This is a genomic window from Streptomyces pyxinicus (genome assembly GCF_024753135.1).
GTDB classification, from domain to species: domain Bacteria; phylum Actinomycetota; class Actinomycetes; order Streptomycetales; family Streptomycetaceae; genus Streptomyces; species Streptomyces pyxinicus.
In genome coordinates, this window is sequence record NZ_JANUGP010000021.1 from 72,322 (window position 1) to 98,433 (window position 26,112).

Genomic DNA, 26,112 nt, shown 5'->3' on the forward strand with positions numbered 1-26,112 from the left:
CCGGGCTGAGTGACAAGGCTACTGGCGTCGCCGCCGTCGGCGGCGGTATTGCCGGAATTGGCGCGGGTTGGCCCGGCAGATCCGGGAACGTCTGATGTGACGGTCCCGTGTCGCTCGCGCAAGCGGGTTGCGAGCGCGGACGCGGATACGGGACCGTTGCCGTACGGCAGCCGATTCCCACGGTAGGAAGGTGGTGAGGTGCGCACGCGCGCACCCCCGCTCGTGTCTGCTTCCCCCGGTACCTCAGCCCGTCCGCCCGACGCCGGCCACCTGGTCGGCGCGGCCTGGACCGAGGCCCCCTGTCCCGTTCTGATCGTCGACCGGCACGGCGGCCTCGTCGAGGTCAACCGAGCCGCCCGGACCCTGCTCCCCGGAGCCGCCGCCGGCGACCGGCTGCGCGACCACCTCCCCTCCTGGTTCTGCCGCGCCCACCGGGACATCGGCGACGCGTCACGCGGCGCTCGCGCGGGACCGCTCAGGGGCCGCATCCAGGGCCGGCACTTCGCGGCCTACCCCACCACGGCCGGCGCGGGGGACGTCGTGTGGTGGCTGGTCGACGACACCGACCGCCAGCTGGCCGAGGCCGCGCTGACCGACGCGCTGGCCTGGACCGAGATCCTCTCCGAGGCCTCCGGCGCCCTGCTGTCCACCCTCAACGCGCCCCGCTGCATGGAGGTGGCCGCCGCCCTGGCCGCCCGGCATCTCGCCGACGCCGCCGTCCTCGTCGCCCCGCCCCAGGGACGGCGCCACCCGCTGACGTACGCGGGCCGGGGCGGCCCCGTCACCCGGCTCACCCGGCAGGTCGACGTGTCCGGCGTACCGGGACTGACCGAGGCCCTCCAGGGCTTCCCGCACATGCCGGCCCGGTGGACGGACGCCGCCGGCCTCCCCGACTGGGTCACACCGGACGGCTTCCGCGGACCGGCCGGCTCCGTGATCGTCACCCCGCTGCCCGGCCACGGGGCGCCCGCCGGTGCCCTCATCCTGCTGCGCGCCGGCACCGGGCAGGTCTTCACCGAGGGCGAGGAGGTCTTCGCCCGCCTCTTCGCGGCCCGCGCCGGCGCCGCCCTCTCCGCCGCGCGCCGCTACGGCGAACAGGCCACCGTCACCACGGCCCTGATGCGCGAGCTGCTGCCGCCGACGCTCGGCGGCGTCCACGGTGTCGACTACGCCGGCGGCTACCGCGCGGCCAAGGACCACGAGCGGGTCGGCGGCGACTTCTACGACGTCCACCCCGGCTCCGACCCCTCCCAGGACACCCTCGTGGTCCTCGGCGACGTCGCCGGCAAGGGACTGGACGCGGCGGTGCTCACCGGGAAGATCCGCAACACCCTGCACGCTCTGCTGCCCCTGGCCGGCGACCACCAGCGGGTGCTCGACCTGCTCAACGGCGCCCTGCTCGGCTCCGGCCACACCCGCTTCGCCACCCTGGTCCTCGCCTCCGTCCGGCGCCGGGGCAGCCGGGCCCAGATCCGGCTGACCAGTGCCGGACACCTGCCGCCGCTGGTCGTGCGCGCCGACGGCACGGTGGAGGAACTCCCCACCCGGGGCACGCTGGTCGGTGCGCTGCCCACCGTCCCGGCACGCACGGTCCGGACGGTGCTGTCGCCGGGGGAGACCTGCCTGCTCTACACCGACGGCATCACCGAGGCCCGCGGCGGCCCGCTGGGCGACGAGCTCTTCGGCGAACACCGGCTGCGCCAGGCGCTGTCGGAGTGCGCGGGCCTGCCGGCGGAAGCGGTGGTGGCACGGGTCCAGCTGCTCGCCGCCCAGTGGCTGGGCACCGGCCGGCACGACGACATGGCCACCGTCGCCGTCAGCGTCCCCGGATCCGGCCCGCTGACGCTGCTCGGCGGCCGGGCGGCGGGAGACAGCGCCGGGAAGCGCGCCTGAGACACGGGGCACGGCACGGATCGAGGGCGGCCGGGAGTCCCGGCCGCCCTCGATCCACGTGCCCTCCGACGGGGGCGGTCAGCCGCCCACGTACCAGCTGAAGCCGCCGTTGCTGGTCGCGACGGCCAGGAGCACCAGCCAGAGGACCACGTCGACGACACCGAGGATGATGCCCGCCTTCGCCATCCCGGCGCCGTTCTTCACCGAGGCCTGGCGGCGCGCGACGGCACCGAAGATGATGGCCAGGGGGCCGAGAACGATGTTCAGGATGAACAGACCGATGACGCCGCAGCACAGACTCGCGATCGCCAGGCCGTTGGTGCGCGATCCGGCGGACGCGGCAGAGGAACCACCGTAACTCGTCATTTCCTGCTCCCGGTTGTGGGTGACGCGGACCGAACTGGCCGCTCATTACTCGTTCTTGACGTGACCTACGGATGCCCCTTCGTGCCGGACCCATGTCATGAGGTGCCGGCCGTGTGATGGATATGTGATGTGCCCGGCCCCGTCTACACGGAAGGGAAGCGCCCGGCCAGCCAGTCGAGGGCCGCAGCGCCCTCGCGGAGCACGGAGATGTGCCCGTCCTCGGGGCCGAGCCGCAGTTCCGCGCCGGGGCAGCGGCGCGCGAGCCACCGGCCGTGCGCGCAGGGCACCACGCGGTCACGGCCGCCGTGCGCCAGGAGGACCGGTGCCGTGATGCGGGCCGGGTCGAAGCCCCACGGGGCGACGTAGGCGAGATCGTCGTCGATCAGGCCGCCCGGACCCGACTCCACGGCCGGGCCGACGACCTCGGCGAACCAGGACCACGGTCCGGCGAGGGCGGCGTGGTCGGCCGCCGTGAACATCTCCGGGCCGTACACGGCGGCGGCCTCGTGGGCCTCCTTCGCCGCCCGCCCCGCGGCGGCGGCCCGCAGGGACGCCGTCCCGGACTCCGACATGCCCGCGAACCAGTCGAGCCCGTCCGCGTCGAACGGCGCGAGGCCCGCGACACTCACCACGGCGAGGACACGATCGGGCAGCAGGGCACCGCAGGCCAGGGCGTGCGGGCCGCCGCCGGAGTGGCCCATGACCGCGAACCGCCGGACACCGAGGGCGTCGGCGACGGCGGCCGCGTCGCCCGCGGCCGACGCCACGTCCCGGCCCGGGCGGGAGGTGGAACCGCCGTAGCCCGGGCGGTCGTACGACACCCAGCGGATGCCGAGGCGGTCCGAGGCGGGGAAGAGCGGCGCGGGAGGGGCGCCGATGTTCGGCGTGCCGTGCTGCCACAGCACGACGGGACGGCCGTCGGCGTCGCCCGCGCCGGTGTCGTAGACATGCAGCCGGCGCCCGTCGTCCAGCACCAGATCGCGCTCCCGCACACCGCCTCCTCCGGTCGACCGGCCACGAACCTACCGGTCCCGGGGCCGGGATCGGTCCCTCCGCGTGTACAGCGGCCGTAACGTCGTGCCATGAGCACTGCCGACGCGCCGGTCTTCCGGTACCGCACCGCCGTCCCGGGGGACGACGAGGCCATCGAGGCCCTCGACAACTCCTTCACCACCGCCACCGTCTTCCGAGTGACCGTCACCGACGACGGGTGCGCCCTGCGCGAGACCCCCGTGGACCCGCCGCTGACCAAGGTGTTCCCCGAGGACGAGCCGGACGACGACGGACACCGGCCGGACGACGCGGACGCGCGTGTCTTCGTCGCCCACGAGAGCGCCCACGAGAGCGACGGCGGCCTCGCCGGATTCGTCAGCGTCTCCTACTCCGGCTGGAACCGCCGGCTGACCGTCGAGGACATCGGGGTCGCCCCGGAGCACCGGGGCCGGGGAGTCGGCCGTGCGCTCATGGGGCTCGCGGTGGAGTTCGCCCGCGAGCGGGGCGCCGTACACGTCTGGCTGGAGGTCAGCAACGTCAACGCACCGGCCGTCCGCGCCTACCGCAGGATGGGCTTCGCCCTCTGCGGACTCGACACCTCGCTCTACGACGGCACGCCCGCCAAGGGCGAACAGGCCCTCTACATGAGCAGGCCCTGTCGCTGAGCCGACAGCAGGACCCGGTCGGTGGAACCACGGCGGCGCCAGGCAGACTCTGCGTGTTGTAGAGACTTGTACGAAAGGACGGTCAGCGCATGATCACGCTCACCAAGGAAGACGGCCCGGCGGACCTCGACGGAGTGACGCACCTGTCCATCGGCGCGTCCTGGGACCCCACGGCCGGCGCCAGCGGCGGCGTGGTCGGCCTGCTCCGCCGCAAGACCGGCACGGACCTCGACCTGATCGCCATAGCCATGCAGGGCTCGGACCCGGTGCGCCTCGCCGGCCTCGACTCGCTCGACCCCATGGGCAACGGCTCGCTGGTGCACAGCGGCGACAACCAGACCGGGCGCGGGGACGGCGACGACGAGACCGTCACGGTCGAGTTCGCGCGTGTTCCGGCCAACATCACGTCGATCGTGTTCGTCGCCGCCGCGTTCAAGAAGGGCAGCTCCTTCCAGAAGGCGCGCAACATCAGCTTCAAGGTCTACGACGCCACGGGCGGCAGCTCCCAGCAGGTCGCCGACATCTGGCCCAGCCTGCTCACCCAGGACAACGGCTGTGCCGTCGCCAAGGCCGTCCGGGTGGGCGGCGCCTGGAAGCTCGAAGTGATCAACGTGACCGGCAAGATCAAGCAGGGCGACGAGCACGCCCTGATGCGCTTCGCCGTCAGCAAGTGACGTCCGCCGGGTCACGGCCCGCCCGCGCCGCCCGCCCCCGAGGGCCGGGCGGCGCGGGCGGACGGCCTCACCGGGGGAGTCCGGCCGGGTCCGTCGCCCAGGAGGTGTTCGGTTCCGCCGCCGTCCGTACGGCGATCCGGCCGCCCCGCAGGGTCGGCCCGGCGTCCGTCCAGGACCGGTTCAGCGGGCGCCCGTCGAGGCGCACCGCGTCGACGTACGGGTGACGGTCGTCGGCGCCCGGCGCCGAGATCACGATGTCCGTGGCACCGGGCCGGTCGAGCACCGCCTCGCGGAAGACCGGCGCGCCCAGCAGGAGGTTCGCGCTGCCCGGCGTCTGCGGATACAGGCCGAGGGCGGAGAAGACGTACCACGCCGACATCGTGCCGAGGTCGTCGTTGCCCGGCAGCCCCGAGGGGCCCGTCCCGTAGACCGTGTCCAGGAGTTGGCGCACGGTCGCCTGGGTCTTCCAGGGCTGCCCCAGGGCGTTGTAGAGCCAAGGGGCGTGGATGCCGGGCTCGTTGGTCGGGTCGTAGCGCAGCGGATCGCCGCCGCGCAGGGACCAGGAGCCGTCGGCGTCGTGGAAGAAGGCGTCCAGGCGCCGGGCCGCCGTCTCCCGGCCGCCCATCGCCCGCGCCAGGCCCCGCACGTCCTGCGGCACCATCCAGGTGTAGGTGGCGCTGGTGCCCTGCGCGAAGCCGAGATCGCTGCCCGGCCCGAACGGCGTCACCCACGAGCCGTCCAGCTTCCGGGCCTGTGCGTAGCCGCCGTCCGCGGTGGCGTCCGGGTTGAAGACGTTGCGCCAGTAGGCGGCCCGCGCACCGCACTCCTTCGCCTCGGACCCGCGTCCGAGGAGCCGGGCCCACCGCGCGAGCGCGGAGTCGGCGACGGCGTCCTCCAGCGTCTCAGCGGCGCCGCCCCAGCAGTGGCACACGTCCTGCGCCGCGTAGTGCGAACTCACGTACTGGGCCAGATTCGGCCGTTGCCCCACGCACTGCCCGGGGCACCCGGCGTCCGACAGACCGTCCGGATGCGGCACGGTCGCCTGCCGCACCAGCGAGTCGAAGGCGCCCTCGTAGTCGAAGTTGCGCACCCCCATGGCGTAGAACGTGGCCAGCGTCGCCGCCGACGGGTCACCGGTCATCACATGGGTGGCGCCACTGATGTGCACCCACCGGTCCCACACCCCGCCGTTCTGCCGCGCGAAGTTGTACAGCGACTGCGCGAAGTCCCCCGCGACGGTGGGCTGGAGCAGCGCCAGCAACTGGATCTGTGCCCGGTACTGGTCCCAGCCCGAGAAGTTGCTGTACTGGGCCCGCTGGCCGCGCGCCGGCCGGTGCACGGCCTGGTCCATGCCCCGGTAGCGGCCGTCCACGTCACTGATCAGGTTGGGCTGCAGGAGGGAGTGGTAGAGCGCCGTGTAGAAGGTGGTACGCCGCTGGGCACTGCCCCCGGTCACCCGCACGGTGCCCAGCTCACGGTCCCACGCCCGGGCACCGGCGGCGGCGACCCGGTCGACGGAGGCCCCCGGGGCTATCTCCCGGCGCAGGTTGGCCTCGGCGCCGGCGAGATCGACGTACGAGATGCCGATCCGCATGTGGACATCGTTGTCAGAGCGCGGGTCGAAGCCGACCCAGCCGCCCGAGCCACGCCCGGCCCGGTCGGCACCCGTCGCGTAGCCCTCGCCGCCGGAGGCCGACGTGGAGCCCGGCGACACCGTGCCGTCGTGCCAGGTGCCGACGGAGGAGAAGGCGCGGTCGAAGGAGGCGCTGAAGTGCAGCCGGTAGTAGCTCTTGCGGTTGTTGACCCCGCCGTTGGCGCGCCGGCCGCAGAACGCGCCGGTGAGCACCCAGCCGCTGACCCTGCGGTGGGCCGCGTCGATGTCGACGTGCGCGTCCGCGCTGCCGTTGAGGGAGTTGGACACCCGGAAGAGCAGGCTGGCGGGCCGGTCCGCCGGGAACGTGAAGTCCGCGACCCCGGCCCGCCTGCTGACGGCGAGGTCGGCACGGGCCCCGGAGGCGAGGCCCAGGGTGTAGCGGCCGGGCGTGGCCCGCTCGTCGGCGTGGCTGAAGTCGGACGCGTAGACGGCGTCCTTGGTGTCGGCGGACGGCGAGGACGTGACGTCCCCGACGAACGGCATCACCGGTACGTCCCCCGCCGCGCCGGGGTTGCAGCCGGCGCCGTTGACGTGGGTGAGGCTCAGGCCGCGGATGCGGGTCGTGCCGTAGTCGTAGCCGTTGGCGGCGCCCGTGCCGGTCTGGTCGCCCCGGGTGCTGGTGGGCGACCAGGCCGCCATGCCGTAGGGGAGGGTCGCGCCGGGGAACGTGTTGCCGCCACCGGACGAGCCGATGAGCGGGTCGACCAGCGACGAGGGGTGCCCGGGCGGGCCGTCGGCGGCGACGGCGGGCAGGGCCGGCAAGGCCACTGCGACGGTGAGAGCGGTGGCCACGAGAGCCACCGCCGAACGTCTGCCGCGCACGGCGCGAGGCATGGACGGGTGCATGAACGGTCCCCTTCCGAGGAGGAGTTCGGACGACGGGCGGTGACGCACGCGCCTCGCGCACGCCACCGCCCCGATCTCGCGCCGAGGCTAGGAGCAGGCCCGGACGAGGGGAAGGGGTGTGCACGTCCGGGCCTCGAATGCCGTGTGAACGGGAGGCGTTGGTGGTGAGGACGGACTCAGCCGAGCCGGAACCTCTGGGCGGTGGAGCCGTTGCAGTCCCAGATCTGGAGGCGGGTGCCGTTGGCGGTCGCGCCGCTGGGGGAGTCGAGGCAGCGGCCGGACTGGGGGTTGAGGAGGGAGCCGTCGGCCTGCTGTACCCATTTCTGTCCGCCGACGCCGTTGCAGTCCCACAGTTCGGCCTTGGCGCCGTTCGCGGTGCCGTTGCCCTCGATGTCCAGGCACCGTCCCAGTGTGCGCAGGGAGGTGTCCGTGCGGCGCGCCCAGTGCTGGTCGACCGCCCAGGACTGGCAGTCCCAGAGCTGTACGGCGGCCCCGTTGGCGCCGCTGTCGTCGGCCGCCACGTCCAGGCACTTGCCGCCCGGCCCGGGAACGGGCGCGCCGGCGTTCACCGCGAACTTCTGGGCGGTGGAGCCGTTGCAGTCCCAGATCTGGAGGCGGGTGCCGTTGGCGGTGGCTCCGCTGGGGGAGTCGAGGCAGCGGCCGGACTGGGGGTTGAGGAGGGAGCCGTCGGCCTGCTGTACCCATTTCTGTCCGCCGACGCCGTTGCAGTCCCACAGTTCGACCTTGGCGCCGTTCGCGGTGCCGTTGCCCTCGATGTCCAGGCACCGCCCGATCGTGGCCAGGGAACCGTCCGCCCGGTGCGTCCAGTGCTGGTCCTCGGCGTACGACTGGCAGTCCCACAGTTGTACGGCGGTGCCGTTGGCGCCGGTGTCGTCGGCGGCGGCGTCGACACACTTGTTCCCGGGACCGGTGATGGTGCCCTGCGGGCCGTTGGGGACGTCGGTCTCACCGGAGTAGCCGACGGAGACGATGTTCGCCTGGACCGCGTTCTCGGCGGCGTCCGTCGGATAACCGGAGACCATCACGCCCTCGAAGAACGTGCCCATGTTCCAGTTGCTGTTGTCACCGCCCGTGCCGAGGATGATGCCGCCCTCCTGATGCATGGGCTGATAACCGCCCCGGGTGGGCAGCCCCCCGTCCCACCAGGTCGTCAGCCCCCCGGTCTGCGCGTTGCCGCCCTTGAGGGCGTACCGCGTCTGCCCGTTGTTCTTCAGCACCGCCGTGACGTATGTACTGGCGTTGCCCCGGTTGGCGGTGTTGGAGCCGTTGTCGCCCTGGAACATGCCGTTCTCCAGGTCGGCCTCGACCCAGGGCCCGGAACCGGTGCACGGGGCGAAGTAGCAGGTGGTCGCGATGCTGACCGCGTCCATGTGGCCGTTGCCGGTGTCGGCCGGGGTGCGCTCGGCGTTGCCGTAGTCGAAGCAGCAGGCGGAGCCGACGTGGGTACCGCTGGCCACCATGTAGGCGCCCTCGGGCTGACCGCCCACGGCGACACCGGAGGCAACGCCCGTGTACCGGTAGCCGACTCCCGGCGATATCCACACGCCGTACACCTTGTGCCCGCCCGCGGTCACGGCGATCTCGGAGGCGTCCGCGCCCCGGTCCGCGCCCATGCCGGCGGTGCCCGCCGGGCCCGGGGTCAGGTCGTTGTGCCGCGCGGTCTGGTCGTAGATCTTCGTGATCACGCACGTGGTGTCCGCGCAGAACGCGTCCTGCCGGCCCGCGTCCGCGTAACCGCCCGTGGCCAGCAGCCCGATGTCGGTACCTGCCCCGTCGGAGGCACGGGTGACCCGGTACAGCGGACCGTCGTACGCCGAGAAGACCGCCCGCACCGTGCTGTGCGCGGCGACACACGGGGTGCCGGCGGCGCCGTAGATGTCACACGGCAGTGAACCGGCGGCCTGCGAGGTCTGGGGCAGACCGAGCACCGTGGCCAGGACGAGGCCGATGACGGCCAGTATCGGAATCAGTGATCTGGGACTTCCGCGCATGCTGGGCTCCTTGCTGAAGGAGGGAAGTGCGGTTCTGGACCGTCGAGTTGGAGCACCTGGCGACCGCTGCGGAAGCTACGCATCCTGATGGTTGCCGTCAAGATTTGTTGCTTTGGGCTGGGAAGAAGTTTTGATGGTGGGGCAAGGTGTTTGATCCGGACGACAGTTGATGTCGTGTCAGCCGGCCTCGCAGGGGCCCGGCACGGTCCGCCGGTCAGTGACCGGCAGTTCCCGGAGAGCCCCCGTCCGACGCCCGCCGCGCCGAGCGCGCCGCCCGCTCCGCCCGGGTCAGCAAGGCGGCCCGGCGGCGCGGCCACCAGACGAGGTCGGCGAGGAACAGCGCGACGACCAGCCAGGAGGCGATGACCTCGGCGGCCGGGGCGGTCAGCGTGTCGTAGCCGGCGAGGGCGAGCGCGAGCACGGCGACGGACAGGACGATCGGGCGGCGCAGCCGGTCGTCCTCGGCGACCCGGCGCAGACCATCGGCGTACTCGACGACCGCGGGCGCCGGCCGCCGATCCCCGACGTCCTCGCCACGCCTGGTCGCCCGGACCGCCGCGGCGCGCCCGCCGGCATCCAGCTCCCCGGCCCCGGGCCACGCCTTCCGCATGCGCCGCGCCGACCGGATCCCGTGGCACGGGCCCAGGATCACGAACACCACCGCCGCGCCCGCCCACGAGCCGGACTCCACCAGGACGAACGCCCCGAAGAAGACACCGGCGGGCAGCCCCGTGCCCAGCGCCCTGCGCAGCGGGCCTCCCTGCCACACCCAACCCGGTACGAGGATCACCCGCCCAGAGTCCCGATCACCCGTCGCCGAAGCGATCACCGAAACGCCGAGGTGGCCCCCCGGCCTTCCCTCTTACCCAGCGGCTCGCGATTCCCGCTCCTGCCGAGGGGCCCACAGCACGGCGCACGCCCCGCAGGACTCAGCGCAGTCGGCGGGCGCGCAGCACCACGTCGTCGGTGTGGTGCGCGCCGGCACCTCCGTCGGGCATCACACGTGGCCGTGTCTCGTCCACCTCCACCAGCCAGTCCTCGGTCAGCAGCGCGGCGACCATGGCGGGCCAGACGTAGTCGGCCGGGTCGAAGCCGCTGTCGTCCGCCTGCCGGGTGTGCATGCCCGCGTGGTGCACGAGCAGCAGCACACCGCCGGGCGCGACGGCCGCGAGGAGCGCCCGTTCGGCAGCGGCGTCGGGCGTCCGCAGCAGGGCCGGGTACTGCGCGGAGACCAGGTCGAAGGAGGCCGGCGGCAGGGGAGCCTCCGTGAGCGCGGCGTGCACCCAGCGAACGGTGACGCCGACGTCCCGCGCATGCCCGGCCGCCCGCTCCAGCGCCACACCCGAGACCTCCAGCGCGGTCACGTCCCAGCCGCCGCGCGCGAGCCACACGGCGTCCGCGCCCTCACCGCAGCCGACGTCGAGCACGCGCCCGGGGGTGAGCCCGGCGGTCTCGGCCACGAGCGCGCCGTTGGGCCGGCCGCTCCACAGTTGCCCCCGGTCCGCGTAACGGGCGTCCCACTCCGCCCGCACGGCGGGATCACCGACGTACTGGTCGGCGGGTGACGGCGTGTCGGAAGCGGGCGGTTCCGCCGCGATTCTGTCAGTCATGCGCCCACCGTCGTCCAGCGACCGCGGCCCACGCCAGTCTTGTTGCCGGTCCGGCAAAAAGGCGCCCGGGCGGACCCCCCGGGGAACACGACGGTGCCGCGACCGCCTCCGAAGGCCGGTCGCGGCACCGCCACCAGAGCACCATCAGGTGACACCACAGCGTCTGCCCTGCGCTCGCCCGGGGACACCCACCCGAAAGGGTGATCCCTGAGGACGCCGTCTAGAAGGACTCACCCGGAGCGGCGGCCCCCTCCTCCACACGCGCCACGGCACCGCGCGGCCCGGCCTCCCAGAGCCGCCACGTCGACCACAGCAACAGGCCGAGGAACACGGCGAGCAACCCCAGCAGCACGACGGTCTGCCGCGCCGAGTCGTCGTCGCCGACCAGATTCAGCAGGAGGCACAAGGTCCAGGCGACCACACCCCCGGCATACACGGCCCTGAGCTGCCGCAACTGACGTCCCGACCCCATCGTCACCCCTCCGAGCAACCGTCACCCAACGCCCAGCCGGTACCCCCGTCCCGCGACTTCAGCCGTACGACCGCGCCGAAAACCGCCGGAAGACGGCGGGGGCGGGCGGCCCGGGCGAGAGGCATCCGCGCCGCCCGCCGCACAGAATCGATCACATGACAAAGCGCCCTCCCCCTGAACGGACCCCGGACGGACACTTCGTCCTGATCGGCGGACGGCGATGGCGAGCGACGGACCCCTCCCTCCCCGAGGAGACCGCCGGACGTCTCCGCCACCACCTCATGGCCGCGCGCCGAGCGGTACGGGCCGCGACGTCGGCCGCCGACCCCGAGGCCGAGCGGTCGGCACGCGCGCGGGTGCGGCAGGCGAAAGTGGCGTTGGGGGAGCGCGGCACACCCTGGTGGGAGCAGACCGAGGGACAACGCCGACGCCGCTGGGAGGACGGACTCGCCCGACTCGACGCCGACGGAGGTCCTCCACCTCGGACATGCGCCGGGAGTCGGGACTCGTGAGTGGTGGGTAGCCGCCCTCCGTCCTCTCCCTCCCCGGCCAGGGAGCCCGGCGCGACCCGGGACGACCGGGAACACCGCGAGCCGTTTCGCGGTTGCAGGAGTACGTGGTGAGCGGCCGGTACCCGGCCGTCCGCCACGCCGATGTGGCCGAGAGACCGCGCCGTACCGCGGGTCGAGTGTGAGGGAGCGACGGATGACTGTGGGAACCGAGCGGGCCGTACTGGCCGGCGGGTGCTTCTGGGGGATGCAGGACCTGATCCGCAAGCAGCCGGGCGTCGTGGCCACGCGGGTCGGCTACAGCGGGGGTGACACGCCGAACGCCACCTACCGCAACCACGGCGATCATGCCGAGGCCATCGAGATCCTCTTCGATCCCTCGGCCACGAGCTACCGGGACGTCCTGGAGTTCTTCTTCCAGATCCACGACCCGACCACGCGGGACCGCCAGGGCAACGACCTCGGTCGCAGCTACCGGTCCGCCATCTACTACACGGACGAGGAGCAGCACCGCGTCGCCGTCGACACCATCGCGGACGTCGAGGCGAGCGGGCTGTGGCCGGGGAAGGTGGTCACGGAGGTCGAGCCCGTGGGTGACTTCTGGGAGGCGGAGCCCGAGCACCAGGACTACCTGGAGCGCTACCCGAACGGCTACACCTGCCACTTCCCGCGTCCCGGCTGGAAGCTGCCGCGCCGGGCGTCCGCCACGACGACCTGAGCCCGGCCGACCGGCAGGCCACCGGGAGCCGACGAGGGCCCGGCGCATCCGTGCGCCGGGCCCTCGCCTGTCGGTACCGGTACGACGAGGTCAGGCGTCCGGGGCGTGATGGACGCGACGGCCCCCGACGAAGGTCTGCCGCACCCGCGCCTCGGCGATCTCCTCGGCGGGGCGGGAGAAGATGTCGCGGTCCAGCACGGTGAGGTCGGCCAGCTTGCCGGGGCTGATGGTGCCGGTGTCGTCCAGGTGGTTCACATAGGCGCTGCCCGCCGTGTAGGCGGCGAGGGCCGTGCTCAGGGTGATGCGCTGCTCCGGCAGGAAGACGGGCCGGTCGGACCCGGGCTGGCGGCGGTTGACCGCGATGTGCAGGGCGGCGATCGGGTCGGGGCTGGACACCGGCCAGTCGCTGCCGGCCGCCAGCGTCGCCCCGCTGTCGGCGAGGCCGGCGAAGGGGTACTGCCGGGCAGCCCGCTGCCGGCCGAGGAACGGGATGGTCAGCTCGTCCATCTGCGGCTCGTGCGCGGCCCACAGCGGCTGGATGTTGGCGGTGGCGCCCAGCGCGCGGAAGCGGGGGATGTCGGCGGGGTCGACCACCTGGAGGTGGGCGAGGTGGTGCCTGTTGTCCCGCCGGCCGCCTGCACTCCGGGCGGCCTCGACGGCGTCGAGCGCCTCGCGCACCGCGCGGTCCCCCAGCGCGTGGAAGTGGACCTGGAAGCCCTCGCCGTCCAACCGGGTGACGATGTCCGCGAGTTCCCGGGGGTCGACGAACGAGATCCCGGAGTTCCCGGACGCACAGCCGCACGCGGTGAGGTAGGGGGCGAGCATCGCGGCGGTGTGGTTCTCCGCGATGCCGTCCTGCATGATCTTGACGGTGTGGCAGTTCAGGGTGCCGACGGTGAACTCCTCCCGCCGGCGGAGCAGTTCGGGGAGCTGGTCGAGACCGCGGGCGCGGTCCCACCACAAGGCCCCGCGCACCCGCGCGGTGAGCAGGCCCTCGGTGACGGCGCGGCGGTAGGCGGGCGCCGCGTCGGCCATCGACGCGTGCTCTCCCAGCAGGGCGTCCTGCCAGGCGGTGATGCCATGGGAGTGCAGCACCGCCTGGGCGCGCAACAGGCCCGCGAGTTGCTCGTCCGGGGTGACCGAGGGGACGTGGACGGCGACCAGCCGCATGGCCCCCTCCTGGAGCATGCCGCTGGGCTCGCCGTCGGCGTCCCGCTCGATCCGGCCGTCGGCGGGATCGGGCGTGTCCCGGGTGATACCGGCGGCTTCGAGGCCACGGGTGTTGGTCCAGGCGCCGTGGTGGTCCCGGTTGACCAGGTAGACGGGCCGGTCCGGGACGACGGTGTCGAGCAGGTGCCGGTCGGGGGTGCCGCCGGGGAAGGCCTCCATGGACCAGCCGCCGCCGGTGATCCAGGGGCGGTCGGGGTGGGCGTCGGCGTAGGCGCGGATCCGGGCGGCGTGGTCCTCCGTGCCCGTGGCATCGGACAGGTCGCACTGGCCCATCTCCACACCCGCGCCGACCGGGTGCACGTGCGCGTCCTGGAAACCCGGGACGAGCAGGCGGCCCCGCAGGTCGACGATCTCCGTGGCGGGACCGATCAGATCGCGCACCTCGTCGTGGCCGACCGCGACGATCCGGTCGCCGCGGACGGCGACCGAGGTCGCACGGGGGCGGGCGGGATCGACGGTGTGGACCGGACCGCCGGTGAACACGAGGTCGGCGGTGGTGTCGGCAGGCATGGCGTGGCTCCAGGGGTGGGGGTGGCGGACAGGGGGAGTCTCAGGGAAGGGGCCGGACCGGACCTCGGGCGGATTCGTCCATCGGCAGGGCGATGGCATCGGCATCCGTGCCACGGCCGGTGGCGAAGTAGGCGGAGCGGTGGCGCCACTTGGCGACGGCCGCGGCCGTCAGACCGGTGACGACGAACAGCGTCGGGATCAACAGCAGGAACCAGCCGTTGTCCGGGGTCGCCTCGAAGTGATCGCTCATGGTGGCGTACTGCCAGGCCAGGTACCCGCCGAGTCCGAACAGCACCAGCGCGCTGAGACCGGGGACGAGGACGCGGCGCAGGGCCTCCAGGGGGCCGTCGCGCAGCGCGCCGCGGAACCGCACGGCGCAGGCCAGCGCGGTGAGGCCGTAGTACAGGGCGACGATCAGACCGATGGAGTTCACGGCGGTGAGGATCATCAGGTTGATCTTCGGGATGCCGACCGCCAGGACCGCGACGGCCGCCGACAGGGCCATGATCATGACCGTGCCCACCGCGGGCGAGCCGTAGCGCGGGTGGATCTTCGTCCACCTGCGGCCGAGGGTCCGGTCCCGGCCCATCGCGAGCGCGCCGCGCGCGGTGGGGATGACGCTGGACTGGAGCGAGGCGAACGCCGAGCACATCAGCGCGGCGAGCGGCAGCGACGCCCACGGTTCCGGGGCCAGCTTGGCGCCGAGATACGTCAGAGCCTGCGGCCCCCGCGCGACCAGCTCGGCGTTGCCCATCGCCCGCTGGAACGCGATCGCCGCGAACACGAGCAGGCCCAGCATGGCCCCCAGGGCGATGAGTCCGCCCCGGGAGGCGTCGTCGGCGTTCTTCGTCTCCTCGTTCACCGTGAACGCCGCGTCCCAGCCCCAGAAGACGAACACCGCCAGCACCAGCCCCTGGGCCAGGGACTTGACCGAGCCGATCGCGAAGGGGTTCAGCCACTCCCATGAGAACGACTGGTGCCCCGAGACGATCGCCCAGGTGCAGAAGACGAGCAGTACGGCGTACTCGAACACCAGCAGCGCCCATTGCAGCCGGGTCGCGGAGCGGACCCCCGTCACGGCGGTCACGGTCACCAGTACCAGCGCCACCAGCCCCACCACCGTACTCACCCCGGTGGAGCCGGGATCGAGAGCGACACCGAGCACGCTGTACACGTGCGCCTTGTTGGCGAACTGGAGGACCACCGAACCCGTGACGGTGCTGGTGTACGCCATGAACACGACGTTCGCCACCAGCACCACCCACCCGGTCAGGAAGCCCGGCCAGGCCCCGACCGAGCGCCCGACCCAGGTGTAGCCGTTGCCGCAGTTCGGCTCCGTGCGGTTCAGCCGCGCGTAGGACAGCGCGATCCCCAGGATCGGCAGGAAGGCGATGATCAGCAGCGCCGGGGTCTGCCGCCCTGCGTACAGCGCGAGCACCCCCATGCCGATGCCGATGCTGGTGGTCGCGGCCGTACTGGACGCCGCGATCGCCACACCGTCCCGCACGCCCAGCGTGCGGCGCATCGCCGTCGTCGGCGGTTCCGTCTCCGGGATGACTGCAGCCATGAGCGCGCTCCTTTGAGAGGTGTGCGCTGATGAAACAGCCGTGTCAGTATTACGTCAATAAGTTGTCGTAAGCGGCGCGGGCGCGGGTCCGGGGACCAACTCCCGAGGCCGCGACCCGCGGGCGGACTCGCGGGGCGCACCCGCAGGCAGGAGACGTACGTGCCCGAACCGCAGCGCATCCCCGTCGGACGCAGACGCAGGCGCCCCACCCGCACCGGGACCGTGCTGAGCGAGGAACTGATCGTGTCGGCGGCGCTCGAACTGATCGAGGCACCCGGCGGCAGCGCCCTCACCGTGCGCCGGCTCGGCGAGGCCCTAGGCTGCGATCCCTCGGCGGTCTACCGCTACTTCGCCAACACCGACGCCCTGCTGCTGGCGGTCGCCGACCGGCTGATCGGCGACTCCTTCGAGGGCTACACGCCCGGCGAGGACTGGACCGCGGCCCTGCGGGACTTCGCGACGCGGGTGCACCGCTCGGTGCTGAGCCACCCCCGGCTGGCCACGGTCCGCGCCGCACGGGTCACCGCCGGACCCGCGGAGTGCCGTGCGGTGGACACCGGGATCGGCATCCTGCTGCGGGCCGGTTTCCCGCCCGCCGAGGCGGTGCGCCTGTACCGCACCTTCATCGACACCGTCCTCGCCCACGCCGCCCTGGACGCGGAGGTGGCGGGCCTCACCGCACCGCAGCGCCGTCAGGAGAGCCGGGCCTGGCACGACGTCTACGGCGCCCTGCCTCCCGGCGGCTACCCGAACCTGCACACGGTGCGCGACCACCTGGCCGCGATGGCGGACTCGGCCTTCCCCGACGCCCTCGATCTGCTGCTCGCCCAGTTCGCGGCGCGACTGGGCCGAGGCGGCCCGGACGGAGGCCGCGGGTAGGCCGATCAGGTGAAGCGGGCCGCCGCGAGCAGTCCGGGCCCGTGGCCACACCGGATCACGGGTGCCTGGACGCGACATGCGCCCGGCCGACGGCGACCGCCGTCGCGTGCGAGACGAGAAGAGGACACTGGCATGGCATACACGAGGTCCCGGATGGCGAGGACGGCCGCTCTGGTGGCGGCCGCCGGCGTGGTGGTGCTCGGCGGCGCGGGTGCCGCGTCCGCGGACAGCGGCGCTCAGGGGGCCGCTGTCGGCTCGCCCGGTGTGCTGTCGGGCAATGTGATCCAGGTGCCGATCCACATCCCGGTCAACCTGTGCGGAAACACCGTCAACGTCATCGGCCTGCTGAACCCCGCGTTCGGCAACACCTGCGTCAACGCCTGACGGCGGAGACCGCGGGAGGCCGGCGCCGGCCCCACCGGGCCCGCCGTCCGCGCCACCACACGCCGTGGTCGCGGGCGGCGGGCCCGGCGCCCGCCCGCCCGGTTCAGGACGGCAGCGTGACCGCCGGGTAGTCCTCGACGTAGGAGGCCCCGTCGGTGCCGTAGTACGTGCAGGTGCGGGCGGCGGTGTCGACGTCGTACCAGACGACACCCGCCTCCCAGGCGCCGCGCACGAACTCGGGGAACGTCGTCTCGCCGGCCTGGTCCGCGCGCAGGGCCGCCACGAGGGCCGCCCGGTCGAGGGGTGGCGCCGCCGCGAAGCCGGTGACCAGCGGCTCGCCCTGGACCACGACATCGCCGTGCTCGGTCAGGTACAGGAAGGCGTTGGCCGGGACGGCCATGCGGCAGTGGGTCACGCCGGCCTGCCGCAGGCTCTCGGCGAGATGCGGAAAGCCGCCGACCCTGGGGCGGACGGCCTGGCCGCGCTCCAAGGCGGCCTGGAATCGGGTGAGGGCGTCGGTGGTCATGATTTCTCCCATGGATCCGGCAGGGGTGTGCACGTGTTCGTGCGGGCGTCCGTGGTGCGGACGCGTCCCGAATATGGCACCATGATGCCAGAATGACAACATGTTGTCCGATGGGAGAGGGGGTACCACGACATGTCGGAGGAACTGGCACTCCTCGTGGCCGATGTCTACGAAGCCGCCGGTGCGCTGCGCCGGGCGGGCGAGACCGTGGCGGGAGCGGAGGGGCAGACGCAGGCCCGCTGGCAGTTGATGAGCGCGGTGAGCGAGGAGCCGCTGCCCGTGCCGCGTGCCGCGCGCCGACTGGGGGTGACCCGGCAGGGTGTGCAGCGCCTCGCCAACGAACTCGTCCGCGACGGCCTCGCCGAATTCCGGGACAACCCCGACCACCGCACGTCGCCGCTGCTGGCCCTGACCGACTCCGGACAGCGGACGCTGACTGCCATCACCGCGCGCGCGGCCACGGCGCACCACGTCATGGGCGAGGGCGTGACGGAACGTGACCTGGCAGCCGTCCGCGCGCTGTTGCGACGGCTGACCCGCCAGGCGGACGCCTGGACCGCCGGCGCGGGTACAGGCGAAGGGAGCGCCTGACGCGACGGCGATGCCCCGGCCCGTCGCCTTGGTCAGCGGGCGAGCCGGGCGGTGGCGGCCGGGGTGACGGGCGTGAAGAAGTTGACCAGGTTGCCGTCCGGGTCGCGGAACAGGAGCGAGCGGTTGCCCCAGGGCATCGTGGTGGGCGCCTGGACGACGTCTTCCAGGAAGGCCGCCAGATCGCGGTAGAGGTGGTCGACGTCCTCGACCAGGAACTCGATGATGACGGTGTGGTTGTCGGCCGGCCGGGCGGCGCCGGGCGCGAAGAGCGGCACGGTCCGGGTGCTCGCGACGGCGACGGTTGCCGAGGCGGTGACGAGTTCGGCGAAGTCCTCGGTGGACCAGCGCGCCTCCACTCCGGTGACGCGCTCGTAGAAGGCGACGAGGCGGGCGACGTCGGCCGTGATGACACGGATCGAGGCGAGGTTCACGGGTTCTCCCAGGTCAGCGATGTTCGTGCGGCGGTGCCGCGGTGCTTGTGGGGCTCACGCTAGGACGGATACCGGGCAGAACCCGCCCGGTATGTGCGGCAGACTTTCCGGCATGCCCCGACCCACCGCGCGCGTGCTCGCCCTGCTGGAACTCCTGCAGTCGGGCGGCCTGCGCACCGTCTCCGAACTCGCCGGCCGGCTCGGCGTGGACGAGCGGACGGCGCGCCGGTACATCGAGCACCTCCGGGACCTCGACATACCGGTGGAGTCGGTACGCGGCCGGCACGGCGGCTACCGGCTCGCCCCCGGCTACCGCATGCCCCCGCTGATGCTCGACGACGACGAGGCACTCGCCGTGCTGCTCGGCCTGACCGCCGGCCGGCGCGGTGGCCCGAGCGCCGCCACCGGTACGGCGACCGAGACCGCGCGGGCCAAGATCCGCAGGGTCCTGCCCGCACGGCTCACCCGCAGGCTGGACGCCGTGCTCGACTCCCTCGCCTTCACGACCCCGCTCGGCACGTCGGAGGCACCGGAGACCGCCGTACTCCTGCCGGTCGCCGACGCCGTCCGCCACCACCGGCCGGTCGAGATCCGGTACGTCGACGCCGAGGGCCGGCGCAGCGAGCGCGTGCTGCACCCGTACGGGCTCGTCGCCCACTCGGGCCGCTGGTACGTCACGGGCCAGGACCGGGCGACGGGCGAGGGCCGTACGTTCCGGCTGGACCGCATGGCCGGTGCGAGGGTCCTGCCCGGCTCCTTCGACCCGCCCACCGCGTTCGATCCGGCGCAGCGGGTCCTGTGGGGCCTCGCGACGGCTCCGTACCGGCACGAGGTGACCGTCTGGGTCCGGGCGACCGCCGGGCACATCCGGACCCGCCTTCCGCCGAGCCTCGCGCTCGTGGAGGAACCACCCCCGGCAGACGGCCCGGACGCGCGGGACGAGCCCTGGTCCCGGGTCGCGATGCGCGTGGACCGGCTCGACTGGCTGCCCGCCGTACTCGCCTCCCTCGACCGCCCCTTCGCCGTCGAGCGGCCGGACGCCCTGCGCGCACTCGTCGCCGACTTCGCCGCACGCCTCGCCGAGTCGGCCCGCCGAGAACGCCCTGGGCCATGAACGACGGCCGCCGCGCGGCGACGACAGCCGCCACCCGTGTGGCGTACATCCGCTCGTGAACCGGGGCGGCGGGTCAGGGTGGCAGTGGCCGTCCGCCGTCGTGACGGTCCCGTGCGTCCCTGTTGACGAGGGAGTCCCGTATGCCGAGGATCACCGGAGCCAAGCCCGCGCGGACGGCGGTCGCCCAGGCCGACGCGGACCTCGTGCGCCGGTTTCCCTTCGAGGACACCGCGGACCTGGCGGACGCCCGGCGCGGCTTCATGGGAACCGCCGAGGAGGACGTCATCCGGTCCGCCGACGGTGCCGCGGTATGGGACCTGGGCGCCTACGGATTCCTTGCGCAGGAGTGCCCCGCCACGGCCAACCCGAGCCTGTGGCGGCAGAGCAGGCTGTGCTCCGAGCACGGCCTGTTCGAAGTGACCGAGGGCATCTATCAGGTGCGCGGCTTCGACCTGTCCAACATGACGCTGGTGGAGGGCGGGCGCGGGGTCCTCGTCGTCGACCCGCTGCGGTGCGCCGAGACCGCGGCCGCCGCCCTCGCCCTGTACCGCGCGCACCGCGGTGACCGGCCGGTCACCGCGGTGCTGTACACGCACAGCCACGCCGACCACTTCGGCGGCGTGCGGGGCGTCCTCACCGACGCGGACGTCGCCGCCGGCGTCCCCGTGTTCGCCCCGCGCGGGTTCGTCGCCCACGCCGTCAGCGAGAACGTCTACGCGGGTACGGCGATGCCCTGGCGATCCGGGTGGACGGGCCGCGCGCCTGGGACGCGGACATCACCGTGCGCTGGGAGATCACCGGCGGTGAGCGGGTCACGATGCGGCTGCGCGACGGTGTCCTCACGCACGTCAGGGGCAGCGGCCCCGCGGCAGCCGAGCCCGACGTCACCTTCGCCCTGGCCGAGGCGGACCTGCGCGGCGTACTCCTGGGCACCCTCGGCCCGTCCGACCTGGCGGCCCGGGACGGAGTCGAGGTCACCGGCGACACCGCCAAGCTCACCGAACTCCTCGGCCATCTCGGCGCACCCGACCCGGACTTCGCCATCGTCACGCCCTGAGACTGGCAGCCCGGCCCCGTTCAGGCACGGTCCCCCCGGCCGCCGGTGAACCGAACTGTCAGGGCCGCAGCCCCGCCCGGCCGAGCGCCACCTCGGCCAGTTCGGCGATCACGCGCCGGTCCCTGCGCCGCCAGGCGTCGGCCAGTCCGCCCGGTGGCGCGGGAACGGCGGCGAGAGCGCGTGGCGAACCGGAGAGGGCGCGCAGGGCCAACAGGTCGGCACCTCCGGGGGCGTCACGGAGGCGCCGCGTGGCGGCACTGTGCCGGATCCAGTACAGGCGCGGAGGGAGCCAGAGCGCCAGCACGAGGACGACGGGGAAGACGACCAGCGCGAGCGCGGTCAGGTCGGCCACCTGACCCACGAAGTGCTGCAACGACTGTCCGGCGTCGGAGAGATCGTCACCGGCAGCGGCCGCCGCCTGGAGCGGCTTCTTCAGGGCGCCGCCGATGAGCGGCACTCCGGAAGCCGTGTCGGCGGCGGCGTCCAGACCGCCGACGAGGTCGTCCCCCGCGCTCTGCGCCCTACGGCCCGGCTCGGCCAGCGACAGCAGTGCGTCGCGGACGGTCAGGGCGAACGCCACCACGGCGATCAGCAGGGCCACGGCGAGCAGATCCGCGAGCACCTGACGCGTCCGTCGGGCACGTGTCTGGGCGTAGAGACGCATCGGTCTGCTCCTGCTCCGGTGACGGGATCGCGACAGGCGCGCCGACGGCCGGGGCGGGGGACCGGCGGCCCGACCGGACGCGGTATCCGACTCTCGCACCGAACCTCGCCCGCACCGCTCCCCGACACGAAAGGGTGGGCCCCGCGGCGGGACCCACCCTCAATGCCTCCGTGCGGTGCTCAGTGCCGTCGGCCGGAGTCCTTGACCGACTCCTTGGCCTCGCGGGCATGGCCGGCCGCCTCGGCCGCGTGGCCCTTGGCGATCAGCTTCTCGTTGCCCGCGGCGCGTCCGGCCGCCTGGGCGACCTTGCCGACGGCCTGCTCGACCTTGGCCCGAGCCTTCTCACTGGCTGCCATCCTGCTCAACCTCCTGGATTTCCGGTACGAGCTCCTGACTGGGCGCATGACCTCCGAGACTCCCGGTAAACCTAAGGCCATAGAAATACCTGCCTGGCGCGCGTGCCCTTCATCTCGTGAAACTAACTCACATTTTGTGTGCTTGTAGGCCTGAAGTAAGGGCATTCGGTGGCCAGGAGGTTGATACATATGGTTCCCCTGCTTCTGGTTCTTCTTCTGGCTCTGATCCTCTTCGGTGTGGGCTTCGCCCTGAAGGCGCTCTGGGTGATCGCGGTCATCGTGCTGGTCGTCTGGCTGCTGGGCTTCGTGCTCCGGTCCGCGGACGGCGCGGGCCGCAAGGGACGCTGGTACCGCTGGTAGTGGCGTTCGGCGGCGTGCGAAGCACCGCTGCTGACGGGAGATGACGTGGGGCCCGGCCGGGAACGGCCGGGCCCCACGTCATGTCCGGCGACCGCGCCCGCCCCACCGCCCCGGGACGCATCGGGCGCGACGGAGGGTAGATGTGTCATGCACCGGTCCGGCGGAAGCAGCAGTGGAACCCTGCGCCTCCAATCTCCGCGGGGCCGGTGTCCTAGGTGTCCGCCGCCCGCCGGCAGGAGGCGCCCGTGAGCATGCTGCCGGTGGCGGCGGTGATCACCGAGTCGAGCCGGTCCCTAGCCTGCGCCAGCTCGGCGATGCGCTGGTCGACACGCTCACGCTCCGCCGCCAGCCGCTTGAGCAGCGCCGGGGTGGCCTGGCCGTCGACGACGCACGGCAACAGCTCGACGATCGTCCTGCTGGACAGTCCGGCGGCGTACAACTGCTGAATGAGCCGGACCCGGCCGACCGCGCCCTCGGGATAGTGGCGCTGCCCGCCGGGGCCGCGCTCGGCGCCGAGCAGGCTCTGCTCCTCGTAGTAGCGCAGGGCCCGGACGCTGACGCCGGTCCGGGCGGCCAGCTCTCCGATGCGCATCTCTTCCTCCAGCGCGGCCACGGCCACCCGACCGGCTTGCCTCTGACGTCAACGTCAGGTTCTAGCGTAACCGGCGTGCGCCGCCGCACCCGCCGGAAGCTCCCGCCTCCCGCGCCCTGACCTGCGAAGACCTCGGAAAGAAGCGCCCGTATGACCACGCACGAGATCACAGGCTTCACCCACCCCGCGTCCACCCCCACCGTGTCGGTCCGGCCGATCGCGCTGCCCGCGCCGCGGCGCGGCCAGGATCTGCGCATACGCGTCTCCGCACCGGTCACCGGAACCGAACTGCCGGTCGTGCTGTTCGCGCACGGTTTCGGCTCCGACCTGGACGGCTACGCGCCCCTGACCGACCACTGGGCCTCCCACGGCTTCGTCGTGATCCAGGCCACGCACCTCGACTCCAGGCGCCTCGCCATGGCGGCGGACGACCCCCGAGCCCCCCACGTCTGGCGCCATCGCGTCCAGGACATGAAGCTCCTCCTCGACGGACTCGACACCCTGGAGGCGGCCGTGCCCGGCCTGGCCGGCCGGGTCGACCGGAGCCGGGTCGTCGCGGCCGGCCACTCCTTCGGGGGCCAGACCGCCGGCATCCTCGTGGGCCTGCGCGTCACGGACCCGGGGACCGGCACCGCGCAGGACCTCTCCGACCCCCGCGTCATGGCCAGCGTCCAGCTCGCCACGGCCGGCCGGGGCGGCGCCGAGCTGACCCGCTTCGCGCACGAGAACCTGCCCTGGCTGCGCGACCAGGACTTCTCCCACATCACCGCCCCCGGCCTCGTCGTCGCCGGCGACCACGACGACCTCCCCCTCTCCACCCGGGGGCCGGCCTGGACCGTCGACCCCCACACCCTCAGCGTCAACCGCGTGAGCAGAAGCCTGCTCACCGTCCACGGCGGCGAACACTTCCTCGGCGGAATCTCCGGGTACGGGGCAGCGGAGACCACCGACGAGAACCCCCGGCGCGTCGCCCTCGTCCAGCAGGTCACCCTCGCCTATCTGCGCCATGTCACCGGCACCGACCACACCGACTGGGCCAGGACCCGGGCCGCCCTCGCCGGTGACGCCCACCCGCTGGGGCGGCTGGAGTCCGAGTAGCCGGGCCGGCCCCCCAGGCACCCCGCGACCAGCGCCCGAGCCGCTGATGTGGGCGAAGCGGTCCCCGGTGTTATTCAATGAAGTGTGTGGTCAGGGATCTCGGGGCCCCACTCGCACGGGCTCGGGTACGGCCCCGGCACCGCGCCGGGCACAGGCGAGCGAGCTGAGAGAGCCGCATGGACTCCACACCCTCTTCCTCGTCCTCGTCGCCGTTCGACCTGGTCAGCAGCGCCCTGGGACGCTACCTCCCGCGCGGCGCTGCGGCACCGGCCACCCCTCCCGCCGGCACGCAGGGCGAGCCCGGCACCCGCCGGGGCGACCCGGACGACCCGGAATCCGGCCGGCAGGAGCAGATCCTCGGCGCGGTCAACCTGGACCGGGAGCTGAGGATCACCCTCCGCAACCTGGACGCCCCCGTCTTCGCGGGTCTGGACGCCGCGATCGGCACCCCGTTCGTCGACCTCCTGCCACCGGGGGACGTACCGACGGTCACCCGGCGCCTGCGGCAGGTCCTGGAGACCGGTGAGGCACACGTCGCCCGGGTGCAGCGCCTGCGCCGCCGCGACGGCTCGGAACTGGTCGTCTCCATGAGCATCCTGTCCGCCGCGGCACCCCAGGAAGGCCTGACCGTCTCCCTGATCGCCATGGCCAAGCGACTGCACCTGTACGCCGCCGAGACCGCGATCGGCACCTCCCTGGACATCGGCGAGACCGCGCAGTCGCTCGCCGAGTCCCTGCTGGCCTGGGGCGACGTGGCCGCCGTCGACCTGGACTTCGCCGTATGGACGGGCGAGGGCGTCACCGACCGGGCACCGGGGCGCATCCGGCTGCGCCGGGCGGCCCTCGTACCGGACCGGGCGTGGCCCGAGGGCTACGCGACCCCGGGCGACGACCTGCCCGGCGACGCCAGCCGCCTGCTCGCCCAGGCGGTACGGCGGGACGACGCCCCCCAGGCCCTCGTCCTACCCGACCGGGAGACGGTCGAGCGGGTCCTCGGCAGCCCGCGGGTGGTACGCGCCCTGGTGCCCGGCGACCGGTCGGCGGGCGTGGCGTGCATACCGCTGGTCCTGGAGGGCCCACCGCCCGTCGTCCTGGGCGTGGCCGAGGTATGGCGGCGCGCCGACCGCCCCTTCCACGACAGCGAACTCCTCGACCTGCAGGAACTCGTCGCCAGGACCGCTCATCACGTCGACCTGGCCCGCCAGCACCAGCGCGAGCACACCCAGGTGCTCGCGCTGCAGCGCAGGCTGCTGCCCCGGACCGGGGGCGACACGATCGAGATCGCCAGCGTCTACCAGCCGGCCACCCCCGACAGCGCGGGCGTCGGCGGCGACTGGGTCAACAGCTTCCCGCTGCCCGACGGGCGGACCGCCCTGGTGGTCGGAGACGTCGTCGGGCACGGCCTGGGCGCGGCGGCGACCATGGGCCAGCTCAGCATGGAGGCCCGCGCGCTGCTGTCCGCGGGGCTGGCGCCCGACGAGGTGCTGGAGCACCTGGACGAGACCGTGACCCTGCTGGACGACACGGAGTCCGGACTCGCCGCCGGCTACAGCGCCCTCGGGTCCACCTGCTGCATCGCCGTCTACGACCCGGTCAGCCACCACATGGAACTCTCCAGCGCCGGCCACCTCCCGCCGGTCCTGGTGTCCCCGGACGGGAAGGCCGGCCCTCTGCCGGTGCAGCCGCACCCCGGACTCGGGGCCGAGTTCGCGCTGCGGGAGCCGTTCCACGTGCACTCGTTCGCCGCGCCCCCGGGCTCCCTGCTCGCCCTCTACACCGACGGTCTCGTGGAGGACCCCGCCGTGTCGATCGACGACGGCATCGACAGGCTGGCGGACGCCCTGTCCACGGTGCACCCCTGGGACGCCCTGCCGGGGGCCGCCCGGCAGGTGGTCGCCGCGCTGGCGCCCGCACGGCAGCGCGACGACGTGACGCTGCTGCTCGCCCGCATGATCGGCTACCGCAACGGCGACACCGCGACCTGGCGGCTGCCGGCCCGCTACGACGCGCCCGCGCGGGCCCGTGCGCTGATCTCCGCGCTGCTGCGGGACTGGGACACCAGGGACGGCACCCGGGACACCGTCCTGCTGCTGGTCAGCGAGCTGGTCACGAACGCGGTCCGCTTCGCCACCGGACCCGTCACGGTCCGGATGATCAGGGCCGGGCACGGCCTGCTGTGCGAGGTGGGCGACACCGGCAACGGCAGGCCCCGGCTGGGCCGGGGCGGCCTCCTCGACGACAGCGGCAGAGGGCTGTACGTCGTGCACGGGCTCACCACCCGGTGGGGGGTGCGGTGGACCGACACCGGCAAGGTGGTCTGGGCGGAAGTCGCCCGGTGACG

General features: G+C 73.3%; 27 protein-coding genes and 1 pseudogene. 14 read left to right on the forward strand and 14 right to left on the reverse strand.

Features of this window, described 5'->3' with window-relative positions:
• Window positions 1-222: 222 nt before the first annotated feature.
• Window positions 223-1,893, forward strand: a complete 1,671-nt coding sequence (locus NX794_RS24585; RefSeq protein ID WP_428985954.1) for a PP2C family protein-serine/threonine phosphatase — start codon at window positions 223-225, stop codon at window positions 1,891-1,893.
• Between the two features lie 78 nt (window positions 1,894-1,971).
• Here the strand turns inward: NX794_RS24585 and NX794_RS24590 are convergent, their stop codons facing one another.
• Both NX794_RS24590 and NX794_RS24595 read right to left on the reverse strand, forming a co-directional pair.
• Complete coding sequence (locus tag NX794_RS24590; protein ID WP_258781050.1) at window positions 1,972-2,259, reverse strand: DUF4190 domain-containing protein; 288 nt, start codon at window positions 2,257-2,259, stop codon at window positions 1,972-1,974.
• A gap of 143 nt (window positions 2,260-2,402) precedes the next feature.
• Window positions 2,403-3,251, reverse strand: coding sequence for an alpha/beta fold hydrolase (locus NX794_RS24595; protein ID WP_258781051.1), 849 nt, complete (start codon window positions 3,249-3,251; stop codon window positions 2,403-2,405).
• A 90-nt stretch (window positions 3,252-3,341) separates the two neighbouring features.
• Between NX794_RS24595 and NX794_RS24600 the strand changes: the two genes are divergently transcribed.
• Window positions 3,342-3,917 carry a GNAT family N-acetyltransferase gene (locus NX794_RS24600; protein WP_258781052.1) on the forward strand — a complete coding sequence of 192 codons (576 nt, stop codon included), beginning with the start codon at window positions 3,342-3,344 and terminating at the stop codon, window positions 3,915-3,917.
• A gap of 89 nt (window positions 3,918-4,006) precedes the next feature.
• Window positions 4,007-4,591: a TerD family protein gene (locus tag NX794_RS24605; RefSeq protein WP_258781054.1), complete on the forward strand. Its 585-nt coding sequence runs from the start codon at window positions 4,007-4,009 to the stop codon at window positions 4,589-4,591.
• Between the two features lie 67 nt (window positions 4,592-4,658).
• Here NX794_RS24605 and NX794_RS24610 read toward each other — a convergent pair whose 3' ends face one another.
• From NX794_RS24610 to NX794_RS24630, 5 genes are all read right to left on the reverse strand, one after another.
• Window positions 4,659-7,079, reverse strand: coding sequence for a GH92 family glycosyl hydrolase (locus NX794_RS24610; protein WP_258781055.1), 2,421 nt, complete (start codon window positions 7,077-7,079; stop codon window positions 4,659-4,661).
• Window positions 7,080-7,267: 188 nt separating this feature from the next.
• Entirely contained in the window at window positions 7,268-9,103 is a 1,836-nt protein-coding gene (locus NX794_RS24615) for an arabinofuranosidase catalytic domain-containing protein (RefSeq protein WP_258781056.1), read from the reverse strand.
• A gap of 214 nt (window positions 9,104-9,317) precedes the next feature.
• The gene (locus tag NX794_RS24620; RefSeq protein WP_258781057.1) at window positions 9,318-9,893 is read right to left on the reverse strand and encodes a hypothetical protein; all 576 of its coding nucleotides are present in this window, start codon (window positions 9,891-9,893) and stop codon (window positions 9,318-9,320) included.
• A 139-nt stretch (window positions 9,894-10,032) separates the two neighbouring features.
• Window positions 10,033-10,713, reverse strand: coding sequence for a class I SAM-dependent methyltransferase (locus NX794_RS24625; protein WP_258781059.1), 681 nt, complete (start codon window positions 10,711-10,713; stop codon window positions 10,033-10,035).
• A 220-nt stretch (window positions 10,714-10,933) separates the two neighbouring features.
• Complete coding sequence (locus tag NX794_RS24630) at window positions 10,934-11,185, reverse strand: hypothetical protein (RefSeq protein ID WP_258781060.1); 252 nt, start codon at window positions 11,183-11,185, stop codon at window positions 10,934-10,936.
• A gap of 155 nt (window positions 11,186-11,340) precedes the next feature.
• On the opposite strand from NX794_RS24630, the gene NX794_RS24635 reads away from it, so the two are divergent.
• On the forward strand, window positions 11,341-11,697 hold the full coding sequence (locus NX794_RS24635) for a hypothetical protein (RefSeq protein WP_258781062.1): 357 nt from the start codon (window positions 11,341-11,343) through the stop codon (window positions 11,695-11,697).
• A gap of 193 nt (window positions 11,698-11,890) precedes the next feature.
• Window positions 11,891-12,412: a peptide-methionine (S)-S-oxide reductase MsrA gene (msrA, locus tag NX794_RS24640; RefSeq protein ID WP_258781064.1), complete on the forward strand. Its 522-nt coding sequence runs from the start codon at window positions 11,891-11,893 to the stop codon at window positions 12,410-12,412.
• Between the two features lie 90 nt (window positions 12,413-12,502).
• Here msrA and NX794_RS24645 read toward each other — a convergent pair whose 3' ends face one another.
• Both NX794_RS24645 and NX794_RS24650 read right to left on the reverse strand, forming a co-directional pair.
• Window positions 12,503-14,152: an amidohydrolase gene (locus NX794_RS24645; RefSeq protein ID WP_258781065.1), complete on the reverse strand. Its 1,650-nt coding sequence runs from the start codon at window positions 14,150-14,152 to the stop codon at window positions 12,503-12,505.
• A gap of 40 nt (window positions 14,153-14,192) precedes the next feature.
• Window positions 14,193-15,719, reverse strand: coding sequence for an APC family permease (locus NX794_RS24650; RefSeq protein ID WP_258781066.1), 1,527 nt, complete (start codon window positions 15,717-15,719; stop codon window positions 14,193-14,195).
• Between the two features lie 159 nt (window positions 15,720-15,878).
• Between NX794_RS24650 and NX794_RS24655 the strand changes: the two genes are divergently transcribed.
• A complete protein-coding gene (locus NX794_RS24655; protein ID WP_258781067.1) occupies window positions 15,879-16,598 on the forward strand; it encodes a TetR/AcrR family transcriptional regulator in 720 nt (239 codons plus the stop codon).
• 153 nt (window positions 16,599-16,751) lie between these two features.
• Window positions 16,752-16,982, forward strand: a complete 231-nt coding sequence (locus NX794_RS24660) for a chaplin (protein ID WP_258781132.1) — start codon at window positions 16,752-16,754, stop codon at window positions 16,980-16,982.
• Between the two features lie 103 nt (window positions 16,983-17,085).
• Here NX794_RS24660 and NX794_RS24665 read toward each other — a convergent pair whose 3' ends face one another.
• Window positions 17,086-17,508, reverse strand: coding sequence for a DUF1398 family protein (locus NX794_RS24665; RefSeq protein ID WP_258781068.1), 423 nt, complete (start codon window positions 17,506-17,508; stop codon window positions 17,086-17,088).
• Window positions 17,509-17,640: 132 nt separating this feature from the next.
• Between NX794_RS24665 and NX794_RS24670 the strand changes: the two genes are divergently transcribed.
• Window positions 17,641-18,099, forward strand: coding sequence for a MarR family winged helix-turn-helix transcriptional regulator (locus NX794_RS24670; RefSeq protein WP_258781069.1), 459 nt, complete (start codon window positions 17,641-17,643; stop codon window positions 18,097-18,099).
• A gap of 32 nt (window positions 18,100-18,131) precedes the next feature.
• Here the strand turns inward: NX794_RS24670 and NX794_RS24675 are convergent, their stop codons facing one another.
• A complete protein-coding gene (locus NX794_RS24675; RefSeq protein ID WP_258781071.1) occupies window positions 18,132-18,530 on the reverse strand; it encodes a VOC family protein in 399 nt (132 codons plus the stop codon).
• 112 nt (window positions 18,531-18,642) lie between these two features.
• On the opposite strand from NX794_RS24675, the gene NX794_RS24680 reads away from it, so the two are divergent.
• The 3 genes and pseudogenes from NX794_RS24680 to NX794_RS24690 all read left to right on the forward strand — a co-directional run bounded on the left by NX794_RS24680 (window position 18,643) and on the right by NX794_RS24690 (window position 20,701).
• Window positions 18,643-19,644 carry a helix-turn-helix transcriptional regulator gene (locus NX794_RS24680; RefSeq protein WP_258781073.1) on the forward strand — a complete coding sequence of 334 codons (1,002 nt, stop codon included), beginning with the start codon at window positions 18,643-18,645 and terminating at the stop codon, window positions 19,642-19,644.
• A gap of 140 nt (window positions 19,645-19,784) precedes the next feature.
• Window positions 19,785-20,453, forward strand: a pseudogene (locus NX794_RS24685) (MBL fold metallo-hydrolase); the annotation flags it as partial.
• Window positions 20,426-20,701, forward strand: coding sequence for an alkyl sulfatase C-terminal domain-containing protein (locus NX794_RS24690; RefSeq protein ID WP_428985955.1), 276 nt, complete (start codon window positions 20,426-20,428; stop codon window positions 20,699-20,701). The pseudogene NX794_RS24685 and the gene NX794_RS24690, both read left to right, overlap by 28 nt.
• Before the next feature lie 58 nt (window positions 20,702-20,759).
• Here NX794_RS24690 and NX794_RS24695 read toward each other — a convergent pair whose 3' ends face one another.
• Both NX794_RS24695 and NX794_RS24700 read right to left on the reverse strand, forming a co-directional pair.
• Window positions 20,760-21,365 carry a hypothetical protein gene (locus NX794_RS24695; protein ID WP_258781075.1) on the reverse strand — a complete coding sequence of 202 codons (606 nt, stop codon included), beginning with the start codon at window positions 21,363-21,365 and terminating at the stop codon, window positions 20,760-20,762.
• A gap of 179 nt (window positions 21,366-21,544) precedes the next feature.
• A complete protein-coding gene (locus tag NX794_RS24700; RefSeq protein WP_258781077.1) occupies window positions 21,545-21,721 on the reverse strand; it encodes a CsbD family protein in 177 nt (58 codons plus the stop codon).
• A gap of 189 nt (window positions 21,722-21,910) precedes the next feature.
• Between NX794_RS24700 and NX794_RS24705 the strand changes: the two genes are divergently transcribed.
• Window positions 21,911-22,081 carry a hydrophobic protein gene (locus tag NX794_RS24705; RefSeq protein ID WP_258781079.1) on the forward strand — a complete coding sequence of 57 codons (171 nt, stop codon included), beginning with the start codon at window positions 21,911-21,913 and terminating at the stop codon, window positions 22,079-22,081.
• 211 nt (window positions 22,082-22,292) lie between these two features.
• Here the strand turns inward: NX794_RS24705 and NX794_RS24710 are convergent, their stop codons facing one another.
• Window positions 22,293-22,673 (reverse strand): MerR family transcriptional regulator, encoded by a 381-nt coding sequence (locus tag NX794_RS24710; protein WP_258781080.1) that lies wholly within the window; start codon window positions 22,671-22,673, stop codon window positions 22,293-22,295.
• Between the two features lie 150 nt (window positions 22,674-22,823).
• Between NX794_RS24710 and NX794_RS24715 the strand changes: the two genes are divergently transcribed.
• The gene (locus NX794_RS24715) at window positions 22,824-23,771 is read left to right on the forward strand and encodes an alpha/beta hydrolase family protein (protein WP_258781081.1); all 948 of its coding nucleotides are present in this window, start codon (window positions 22,824-22,826) and stop codon (window positions 23,769-23,771) included.
• A gap of 176 nt (window positions 23,772-23,947) precedes the next feature.
• Entirely contained in the window at window positions 23,948-26,110 is a 2,163-nt protein-coding gene (locus NX794_RS24720) for an ATP-binding SpoIIE family protein phosphatase (RefSeq protein ID WP_258781083.1), read from the forward strand.
• Window positions 26,111-26,112: the final 2 nt, after the last annotated feature.